Source organism: Kitasatospora sp. NPDC004272 (assembly GCF_053603035.1).
This window is the reverse complement of sequence record NZ_JBSGET010000200.1, coordinates 1649-11198: the sequence shown is the minus strand read 5'-3', so window position 1 is coordinate 11198 and position 9550 is coordinate 1649. Positions and strand designations below refer to the sequence as shown.

Below are 9550 nucleotides of genomic sequence, written 5' to 3'. Positions count from 1 at the left end.
CCTGCACAACCTCCTCCAGGCCGGGTGAGGCGGGCGACCGCCGAGCATCGACCCGCGCCCGAGACGCCCGAAGATCAATTACGGGACAGCCCTTAGACGTTGTCCTTCAGGCTGGCAAGGCAGTGCAGGACGGTGAAGTTGATCAAGGGCTGTTGATGGAAGCCCGAGCGCAGTACCTCCGGCTTCGGACACCGGACTGGGGGCCTACACAGAGCGATTACGACATGGCCATGCGGTTGCTGCTCGTGGGACTCGGAGGACTCCTCCTGCACCGATCAGGCAAGTTCGGACCTTCTGGCCCTGCATAGCCATGTCCGAAGGGGCTTCTAGTAGACTGTCGCGACTAAGTATGGTTCTTCTTGGTGGAGTTGGGGTCGGGCTGGCTCCCCATGCCGCTATCCGTTCGGCTGGCAGGGGTGCCGTGTCCTCGCAGAAGAAGTATCCGGTCGCGTTGAGTGCCGAAGATCGTCGGGCGTTGGTGCGGGTGACGACGACGGGGGTCCGCAGCGCGTCGATGATCAGGCGGGCGCGGGTGCTGCTCGCGTTGGACACCTCGGTCGGCGAGGTCGGGCCGAGGGCGGTGATCGCGGACCGGGTCGGGGTGTCGTGCGAGTCGGTCCGCCTGATCTCGAAGCGGTACGCGGAGAGCGGCGGCGATGTGTGGGCCACGGTCGGCCGCAAGGAGCGCGCGCTCCCGCCGGTGCCCTCGGTGGTGACCGGCGAGGTCGAGGCGAGGCTGATCGCGCTGGCCTGCTCGGCGCCGCCCAAGGGATATGCCCGGTGGTCGCTGAGGCTGCTGGAGAAGCACGTGGCGCTGGTCGAGGACATCCCGGATCTGGACCACTCCACGATCGGCCGGGTGCTAAAAAAACGGCACTGCGTCCTCATGTGAAGAAGTGCTGGGCCATCCCGCCGGCCGCGAACGCCGCCTTCGCCGCGGCGATGGAGGACGTCCTGGCGGTCTACCACCGGCCCCTCGATCCGGCGCGTCCGGTGGTGTGCATGGACGAGAAGCCCTACCAGCTGCTCGGCCACGTCCGGGATCCGCTTCCCGGGCGGCCGGGCCGCGACCGGCGCGAGGACAACGAGTACGTCCGCTCGGGGACCTGCTCGATCTTCTGCTGGGTCGAGCCGCTGCGCGGATGGCGGCGCGTGGACGCCCAGCCCCGCCGCACCAGGGTCGACTGGGCCCATCAGGTCGAGCACCTGCTGAGCGTGGACTACCCCGACGCCGCCACGGTCGTGCTGGTCATGGACAACCTCAACACCCACACCACCGCCTCGCTCTACGAGGCGTTCGACCCGGCGAAGGCATTCGCCCTGGCCCAGCGCCTGGAGATCCACCACACCCCAAGCACGGGTCCTGGCTCAACATCGCCGAGATCGAGCTGTCCGCGCTCACCCGCCAGTGCCTGGAGCGCCGCATCGACGACCTCGCCGTACTCAACACGGAACTCGCCGCCTGGCAGCAGCACACCAACGACAACCAGCGCCAAGTCGACTGGCACTTCACCACCCACGACGCACGCGTGAAACTACGCCACCTCTACCCAACCACACAGCAAAGCTAAGCTGCGACAGTCTACTAGTGCCGCATCAAGCAACGTTTGCCCTGTGCCGGGCTGGTGGCAGGGGTTTGGCCTAGCTGGTAGTACGGACGCGCTTCGTGTGCGGGCTCAGCCGAATGAGCCGTCGCTCTTCGCGCTCTCGAACCCGCTGGCGGAGGTGAGGCCCTCGACGAAGGAGTGGAAGTCCGGAGCGAGGACCAACTCCGAGTTGTCGTCCGCGTCGAACCAGGTGACGAATGGTTCCCCATCCCGGCCACAGGCCCGGTAGTCGAGCCCGATCCAGCAAGGCCCGTCACCCGAGACCAATACCACAGGGGCGGGGAGGTTCCACTCTTTGACCAGGTACGGGCTGTCGAGCAGGGAGATCGTTCGCTCGCGGTGGCCGATGCCCAGCAGGCTGTCGAAGGGGACGTGGTCGGCACTCCAGGAGGTCGGCCTGCTCGTGGGGAAAGCATTCCGGCTGCTCGTGACCTGTCCCCCGTTCTGCTGTCGCAGCAGGTCGAGCAGGGAGCTGAGGAGCGTGACGTTCAGCAGCCGCTCGGCCTCCAGAAACACATGGTCAGTCATAGGCGGCTGCACTCCGTAGTCGCTATCGGTGTCCCACAGGGACTGCTGGAGATCTTCAAAGCGCGCCATGCCTGGCATCGTAGGAGCCACGCCCGACGGCTGACTGCCCAACCCCACCTCGGACGAGCACAATGCTCACGTGACTGGACGTGTGCGGGTGCGGGACATCGATGACGATGAGGGGCGGCGCCTGCTGCGGATCGTCCGGCGGGGCACCGGGTCGGTGGTGACCTGGCCGCATTCGCCCGCGCCCTGTTGGACGGTAAGAAGTCCCTGCACGGCGTGGTCGGCAGCCTCGTCGGCGCCCTGCTGGCCGCACTCGGCCGCCCCCGCATCGAGCAGGTCTTCGCCCAGGAACTCGCCAGCCGCGCACCGCTCCCGTTCGGCCACGAGATCGCCCTCGCCGCCCGCGGCCTCCAAGCGGCCGGCATCTTCATCTGCTTCACCGACGGCGGCACAATGAACGACTGCGCCTGCCTGCGTGACCTCCTGCTCAACGAAGGCAAGGACCAGCTCGACAACCTCCTCCAAGGAGCCCTGAACGACTGGAGCCAACTGCCTGGCCGCCTGCAGCCCGCGATCACGAGTGACCGGACCACGAGGGGCTGAACGGTTCGGCCCTGCCGATACCGCTACTGAAGGCGTGAACCCCGCGCGGGAACCGCCAAAGGGGCCGCCGTACGATGGAAAAGGCGCTGAACCATGTGCGAGACGGGTACCAGTTGTCCCACACGCTCGTTAGAGTGACGGGCCGGTTGCCGAAGAAGGGGTGTGAGGTGCGTGGCTGCGACAGCTGACCACCTCAAGGCACTCCTGAGCGCCCACGCGGCAGGGGACGACGACCGCTTCTACAGCATCGCCCTCCAAGTTGCGGCGAAGTCGGCGCGCCAGGGCCACGGCAAGATCGCTGTCGAGATCCGCGAGATCATCGACGCCGCCAGGGCTGAGAAGATCCCCAGGATCGCCCCCACCCCGGTGATCCAGCCCCGCGGGGAACTCGCCAGCCTCCTCACCGCTGGCTACCCCGACGTCCGCCTTGACGACATGACCCTTGCCGACGACGTCCGCGCCGCACTCGACAAGGTCCTGCACGAGCAGCGCCAGCGGGCCCGGCTGGAGCGCTTCGGCTTCACTCCCGTCCACCGGATTCTGCTATCCGGGCCGCCCGGCACCGGCAAGAGCATGACCGCCGCGGCCCTGGCCAAGGAACTCTCCCTGCCGCTGTTCACCATCCGCCTCGATGGACTGATCAGCCGGTTCATGGGAGAGACTGCCACCAAGCTCCGCACCGTCTTCGAAGCGGCCGCCGAGACCCGCGCCGTCTACCTCTTCGACGAGTTCGACGCCCTCGGCGCCGAACGCACCGCCGGCAACGACGTCGGCGAAGCCCGCCGCATCCTCAACTCCTTCCTCCTCTTCCTGGACGAAGCCCCCTCCGAAAGCCTGGTCGTCGCCGCGACCAACCACCGCCACCTCCTCGACCGCGCCCTGTTCCGCCGCTTCGACCTCGTCGTCCACTACGCCCCGCCCTCCCCGCAACAGGCGATCGAGATTCTCCAACGACGCCTAGCCGGGATGGACACCACAGGCGTACCTTGGTCCGACCTGATCACCAAGGTCGACCAGCTCAGCCACGCCGAGCTGGTCAAGGCCGCCGAGTCGGCGGCCAAGCGCGCCATTCTCGGAGGGGACGACGTGATCGACAAACGCCTCTTGAACGAAGGACTGGACGAGCGGCACGCGCTGCGCCATGCCTGACCCGGTCCCGCCGCGGTCCTCCCCGCACCTCCTCGTCCTGTGGCCCCCGAAGACCCTCGTTCCCCGGCCGCCCGATCCAGCACGCGGCAGCAGTTCGTACGTCACGCGGCCCGACAGGCAGGGCCACGTCGAGCACCTTCTCGGCGGGCTCGAAGACGCCGCCCAGGCATCCACTGCCGCCCGCGAGCAGATGGACCCGGCCGAGCGGGCGAGCGGCTTCGCGATCCGGGTGGAAGCAGCCGAGGGGCACAGCCTCGACCCCGACAAGCTCGCCAACTCCGGTCTGACCCTTATGAGCGTGCGCCAGGCGACCGAGACCAGCCCGCACGAGGCAGTGATCTGGATCCCCGACGAGCGACTGCCCGCCTTCGTGAACAAGATCAGCCAGTTCGCCCAGAACACACCCGGAGGTCACCCGAAGCAGAACGCTGCCGTCGCCAACGCTGAGCACATCGGCCGTTTGGTCTTCGACAGGCTCTGGCAGGAAGACACTCCTGCGCCGGCCGAGCACGAGCAACGGTGGTGGGAGCTGTGGTTCGACCCCAGACTCACCGATGCCGACCAGATCGACGCTCTCCAACGGCATGCCGCCGCCAACGGCTGGCAGACGACCGACCGTTCCATCAGTATCGGCGAGTACCGGGTGGCCCACGTCGCTACCACCGGCGCTCAGCTCATGACACTCTTCGCCACCAACGCCTGCCCCTCAGAGATTCGGCGGCCGAGCTTCGTCGAAGAGATCCACTCCACCGTCCGCGCCCTCCAGTACGACCTCGCGGCCGACCTCGCCGACCGGCTGCAGCACCCCGCAGCCGACGCCCCAGTCGTCTGCATCCTCGACACGGGTGTCTACCAGGAGCACCCAGTCCTCAAGCAGGCGCTGTCCGGCCGGGCGCAGAGCGTCTTCAACCACGAAGGGCCGGACGACCACGCGGGCCACGGTACCCAGATGGCTGGGCTCGCCCTCTTCGGTGACCTTGCTTCCGCGCTCAAGTCCAATGGCCCGATCCGGCTCGCGCACGGGCTGGAGTCCGTCAAGATCCTCCCCAAGCGGATCCTTCACGACGACACCCCGCGTGCCCACGCGCTGGTCACCGTAGAAGCGGTCGCCAGAGCGCAGAGCGGATCGGTTGGACAACCCCGTGCCCGGGTCTACTCCATGGCCATCACGGCACCTTCCACCCCCGAGCGCAACGGCACCAACGGTCTGGCCAGCCTGCCCTCCGCGACCCTCGACACACTTGCCGCCGGTACCGACCTCGCCGTCTACAGCGACCGCATCGAACTGGTGGGTCCTCCCGAACCCGCCGCTTCCCGACTCATCGTCGTCTCGGCCGGAAACGTCCGGGACCACCGCATCGCCGACCTGCGACAGGACGACGGCAGCCTCCACCACCTCGGTCAGTGCGACCTTTCCCGGATCGAGGACCCCGCCCACGCCTGGAACGTCCTGACCGTCGGGGCCTACACCGAACTCGACCAGCCGCCCAAGCACCAGGATTTCGCCGACTATCGGGCCCTCGCCGCTGCCGGAGAACTCTCCCCGTTCAGCCGCACCTCCGTCACATGGCCTGCGAACACCCCGATCAAGCCCGACATCGTCCTCGAAGGCGGCAACCTCCTCGTCGACGGCTCCGGCACCCTCATCGACCAGCACGAAGTCGTCAGCCTTACAACCACCCACCGCGAGACCGGCCGCCCGTTCACGACCGCGAACGCCACCAGCGCTGCCACAGCCCAAGCAGCCCGCCTGGCCGCCATCGCTCACGCTGCCTACCCCGCCCTGACACCAGAGGCAGTCCGAGCACTCCTGGTCCACGAAGCCCGCTGGACCGATCCCATGATCAACCACATCCTCAGGGCCAACGGCCGCCGCCGTAATGACCCGGGCCACGGCACCACAGCCTTCGCCCAGAGTGTGCTACGCCGCTACGGCTGGGGCGTCCCCACAGAACAGCGGATCCTGTCGAGCACCGCCAACGCAGTCACACTGATGATCCAGGGCTCCCTTGTGCCATTCGCCAAGAAGAAGGGGCGAGTGCAACTGGGCGAACTCAAGCTCCACGAACTGCCCTGGCCGCGCGAGCAACTCCTCGACCTCGGCCCTACCCAGGTCTCGTTGCGTGTCACCTTGTCCTATTTCATCGAACCCAACCCCGGCCGGAAGGGCGTCCTCCGCCAACATACCTACCCTTCCCACCGGTTGCGCTTCGCGATCAAAGGACTGGAGACCCTTGCAGCGTTCGAACGGCAGATCGCTGCGAACGCGGAGGCCGAAGACGACGGCATCACCACTGTCGGCAGGTTCGAGAGCGACAAGTTCTGGCTCGCCGGCACCGACAACCGGAATCGCGGGTCCCTGCATTCCGACGTCTGGACCGGAAGCGCAGCCGAACTCGCAGACTGCGGGGCTCTCGCCGTGTACCCGGCCGGCGGCTGGTGGAAGTACCACAACAGGGCTGACCGAGTGGGCCGACCGGTCTCCTACGCGCTGCTCGTTTCCCTTGCCACGCCCGAGACCGAAACCGACCTCTACACACCCACTGCCCTGCAACTCGACATCCCCGTTGCGACCGACCTGGCCGCGCGTGCCGAGACGGCTGCGGGGATTCCCGTGCAGTTGCCGCTGACCTGGTAGGAGCACCTTCTCTGCTGAACGATCTGCAGACCTGCGAGTCATCCGGCTGCGATCAGGTCTGTTCCAAGCGGTTGATCAGGAACGGGTCAAGGCAGGAAATTCGTTCTGAAGCGAGGCGAGTTCGGCTGCGATCTTGTCGACCGCATCGGCGAAACCACGCAGGTCCGAAGCGAACTTCCGTACCCGATCCGCGTCACGCATGTAGCTGCTGTTCATGTAGACCTCGCCAAGGTCGATCCAGACACACGGGCCGTCGAGCTCGGGGTCCGAGAGAACACCAGCTTTGAGCGCTTGACGTTCGATTTCGCCGCCAGGGTAGTCCCCGCCAGGCAGGAGGACGGTGGGTTCCACTGTGCCGGTGTGCTGGGGCGCCAGGGGGTTCGTTGTCATGCTGCCTCCACTATTCAGGGTGGTGCGGAAGGGTCTGTTGGGCGTAACGGCCGTCTTCAGCCGGTACCTGCTGCCGACGCCGTCGATACCGGCGCCGCGGCGGGGTGGGGCGAGGGTTATGCGGCTACGGGCATGGGGTTCTCGCCGTCGTCGTCCTTGCGGAGGTGCGGCTGGTTGGGGTGGGCGCGGTCGAGTGCTTGGGCGAGGGCGTGGACGGCTTGGTCGGCGGAGTCTTTGAAGAGGTGGCCGTAGAGGTTGATGGTGGTGGCGAGGGTGGCGTGGCGCAGTGTCTTGGAGACGATGGCGAGGGGGATGCCTTCGGCGATCATGATGCTGGTGGCTGTGTGGCGCAGGTCGTGCAGGCCGATGGCGGGAAGGCCGACCTCGGTTGTGCGTTTGCGGAGTTGGTCGAGGACCCACTGGGGCCGCAGGGGAGCGCCGCCTGGTGTCGAGAAGACGAGTCCTTCGAGTCGGCCTTCGGGATGGGCGTTCATCTGGAGGGCGGCCTGGCGGTGGAAGGCTGCGACGACCCGAGGGGAGAGGCTGATCCAGGCGCGGCTGGCCGGTGTCTTCGGTCGGCCGAGGGTGAGTCGGCCGTTGTCGATGGCGGCGAGGGTCCAGCGGACGAAGAGCTTGCGGTCCATGAGGTGGAGGTCGGTCCAGTGGAGGGCGAGGGCTTCGTCGCGGCGCATGCCGGTGCCGAGCATGACCTCGAACAGGTCGGTGAGTCGGTCGGTGTAGTGCTCCTTGTCGTGGTGGAGGAACGCGGCCGCTTCGTCGGGTGTCCAGCAGGTGCGCTCGGCGGCGCGGGGCTTGGGTGGGATGGAGTGTTCGGCGGGGTTGTAGTGCAAGCGCCAGGAGCGCACGAGGGCGTTGCGCAGGGTGGAGGCGGCCCGGTAGACGGTGACCGTGCCTCGGCCGGCGTCGAGTTGGGCGGTGATCCATTCGTCGATGTGCTGGGGCCGCAGGTCCAGGAGTCGGGGGTGGCCGAACGCCGGGATGAGGTCGCGTTCCACGCATGCCCGGTAGCCCGCGTAGGTGTTCGGCGCCAACCGCACCTTCTGCACGACCAGCCACTCGCGCAGGAAGCTGGCGACCGTGGTGCGCCGGTTCTCGTAGACCCCGCGCAGTTCGCCGTCGAGTACGGCCCTCATCTCCCGGGTGGCTTCGGCGCGGGAGGCGAACCCGCCCCGCCGACGGGTGCGGCGCCGTCCCTCGTCGGGAGCGAGGTCGACGCAGTACGTCCACTTCCCGTGCTTCACGTCCGCGGCCAGCTGTGGGCACCACGGTCCGAGCTGCTTGCCGTTGCTGTCCGAGCAGCCGCACCGCCGGTACACCCTGCCCCGCTGTGGACGCTGTCCCATGAACCCCTCCTTGCACTCGGTGCTCTCTGGCACCAAGGTTCGCCGGTCTGTTCGGCGTGTCGGCAGGGCGTACGGGGCCGGGTGCGAAGCACGCGGCGGCCGGGCGGCGACGACACGCGCCAGACGACACGCCGAACGGAAGATCACGGCACGTAACCGATGGGTAGGCGTCCCTGATCCCTGTTGTGGAGGCTTCGCAACAGCCGAACCCGCAGGTCGAGGTCTCGGCAGGTAGCGCGCGGCTGGCGCAGGGCCGTTACTCCGCGTGTCCGAGCCCGGAGCCGGGCCGTGGGACCATTTTGGGACCAGCCGGTTTGGCCGCTGGTGGCCACCGGTGGACACATGTGGACGCAGTCGGACATCTCTGGCCGTTGCCGCAGCTGAGCCTCCGTCAGTCCACATGAAGTATGTGAGTGGCATTGGCGAGCCAACTCTCTTTCCTGAAAGTCGAGTTGATCGCTTGTTCGGAGACCGTCGAGCAGGCGGTCGATCGGCAGGCTAGTCAACGCACTGGGGGACATTGTGCTCTTCGCCGTGAACCAGGCGGAGCAGTGGCACCTGACGGCCCTGCGGCACTTCCTCCAGCTCTACGGGGAGGCATTCCACCGCTTTGTCGCACAGTCGGCAACCCCTGTGACCAACATTTATGACCTGCTGGCGGGCTGGACCATTGTCGCCCTGTCCACCCTATTGATGATCTTGCTTGCCAGCACGGGACTGGGCCGTCCCGCCGCGCCTTCAACATGAAGGTCTTGAAGGCGCTTGAGGCGTGCGCAGATGCCATCGAGCAGCCAGCGATCCGGCGCCCGCGCAAATCGGAAATGAGAACGGCCTGGCCCCCGTGGCAAATGCCACGGGGGCCAGGCCCGGGGATGGGGCTGGGTCAGCTGAGCTGGACCGGGGCGGGCTGGGTCGCGTTGGGGAGCAGGGAGACGGCGGCGGGGGTCAGGGCGGTGTTGTAGGTCTGGATGTCGCTGACGGACCCGGCGAGGTATTCGCCGTAGCCGCTCTTGAAGAGGCGCCGGCCGATCTGGAGGCCGGCGGTGGCGTTCCAGGTGCCGCCGCCGTAGGTGGTGGTGGCGGCTTGGGCGCCGTTGATGTAGAGGGTGACCTGGTTGGTTGCGGTGTCGTAGACGCCGGTGAGGTGGTACCAGGTGCCGGTCGTGGGCGCGGTGGGGCCGGTGGTGGGTCCGTAGGTGGAGGTGTAGCTGCCGGTGTCGTCGTCGCTGCGGGTTTTGCCGAAGGCGAAGGCGTGGTAGGAGGCG

The 9550-nt window shown here is 67.4% G+C and carries 10 protein-coding genes; 6 read left to right on the top strand and 4 right to left on the bottom strand.

What is annotated here, in order from left to right; translation table 11 throughout:
* Positions 1-421 precede the first annotated feature (421 nt).
* A complete protein-coding gene (locus tag ACWEO5_RS36040; protein WP_452166323.1) occupies positions 422-892 on the top strand; it encodes a helix-turn-helix domain-containing protein in 471 nt (156 codons plus the stop codon).
* Positions 889-1533: a transposase gene (locus ACWEO5_RS36035; protein ID WP_452166322.1), complete on the top strand. Its 645-nt coding sequence runs from the start codon at positions 889-891 to the stop codon at positions 1531-1533. Before ACWEO5_RS36040 ends, ACWEO5_RS36035 begins: the two co-directional genes overlap by 4 nt.
* Positions 1534-1676: 143 nt before the next feature.
* Here the strand turns inward: ACWEO5_RS36035 and ACWEO5_RS36030 are convergent, their stop codons facing one another.
* Positions 1677-2204: an SMI1/KNR4 family protein gene (locus ACWEO5_RS36030; RefSeq protein WP_452166321.1), complete on the bottom strand. Its 528-nt coding sequence runs from the start codon at positions 2202-2204 to the stop codon at positions 1677-1679.
* 186 nt (positions 2205-2390) lie between these two features.
* On the opposite strand from ACWEO5_RS36030, the gene ACWEO5_RS36025 reads away from it, so the two are divergent.
* From ACWEO5_RS36025 to ACWEO5_RS36015, 3 genes are all read left to right on the top strand, one after another.
* The gene (locus tag ACWEO5_RS36025; protein ID WP_452166324.1) at positions 2391-2744 is read left to right on the top strand and encodes a hypothetical protein; all 354 of its coding nucleotides are present in this window, start codon (positions 2391-2393) and stop codon (positions 2742-2744) included.
* A gap of 171 nt (positions 2745-2915) precedes the next feature.
* Complete coding sequence (locus tag ACWEO5_RS36020; RefSeq protein WP_452166320.1) at positions 2916-3893, top strand: AAA family ATPase; 978 nt, start codon at positions 2916-2918, stop codon at positions 3891-3893.
* A complete protein-coding gene (locus ACWEO5_RS36015) occupies positions 3886-6531 on the top strand; it encodes a S8 family peptidase (protein WP_452166319.1) in 2646 nt (881 codons plus the stop codon). Before ACWEO5_RS36020 ends, ACWEO5_RS36015 begins: the two co-directional genes overlap by 8 nt.
* 75 nt (positions 6532-6606) lie before the next feature.
* Here the strand turns inward: ACWEO5_RS36015 and ACWEO5_RS36010 are convergent, their stop codons facing one another.
* Both ACWEO5_RS36010 and ACWEO5_RS36005 read right to left on the bottom strand, forming a co-directional pair.
* Positions 6607-6921, bottom strand: a complete 315-nt coding sequence (locus tag ACWEO5_RS36010) for a hypothetical protein (RefSeq protein ID WP_452166318.1) — start codon at positions 6919-6921, stop codon at positions 6607-6609.
* A gap of 116 nt (positions 6922-7037) precedes the next feature.
* A complete protein-coding gene (locus tag ACWEO5_RS36005) occupies positions 7038-8285 on the bottom strand; it encodes a tyrosine-type recombinase/integrase (protein ID WP_452166317.1) in 1248 nt (415 codons plus the stop codon).
* 534 nt (positions 8286-8819) lie between these two features.
* On the opposite strand from ACWEO5_RS36005, the gene ACWEO5_RS36000 reads away from it, so the two are divergent.
* Entirely contained in the window at positions 8820-9032 is a 213-nt protein-coding gene (locus tag ACWEO5_RS36000; RefSeq protein WP_452166316.1) for a hypothetical protein, read from the top strand.
* Positions 9033-9168: 136 nt separating this feature from the next.
* Here the strand turns inward: ACWEO5_RS36000 and ACWEO5_RS35995 are convergent.
* Positions 9169-9550, bottom strand: a 382-nt coding sequence (locus ACWEO5_RS35995) for a LamG-like jellyroll fold domain-containing protein (RefSeq protein WP_452166315.1), incomplete at its 5' end; no start/stop codon positions are given.

Bases quoted from the DNA above. Each gene is read 5' to 3' on its own strand.
- ACWEO5_RS36030 (WP_452166321.1), bottom strand. From the start codon at position 2,204: ATGGCGCGCTTTGAAGATCTCCAGCAGTCCCTGTGGGACACCGATAGC.
- ACWEO5_RS36015 (WP_452166319.1), top strand. From the start codon at position 3,886: ATGCCTGACCCGGTCCCGCCGCGGTCCTCCCCGCACCTCCTCGTCCTG.
- ACWEO5_RS36010 (WP_452166318.1), bottom strand. From the start codon at position 6,921: ATGACAACGAACCCCCTGGCGCCCCAGCACACCGGCACAGTGGAACCC.
- ACWEO5_RS36005 (WP_452166317.1), bottom strand. From the start codon at position 8,285: ATGGGACAGCGTCCACAGCGGGGCAGGGTGTACCGGCGGTGCGGCTGC.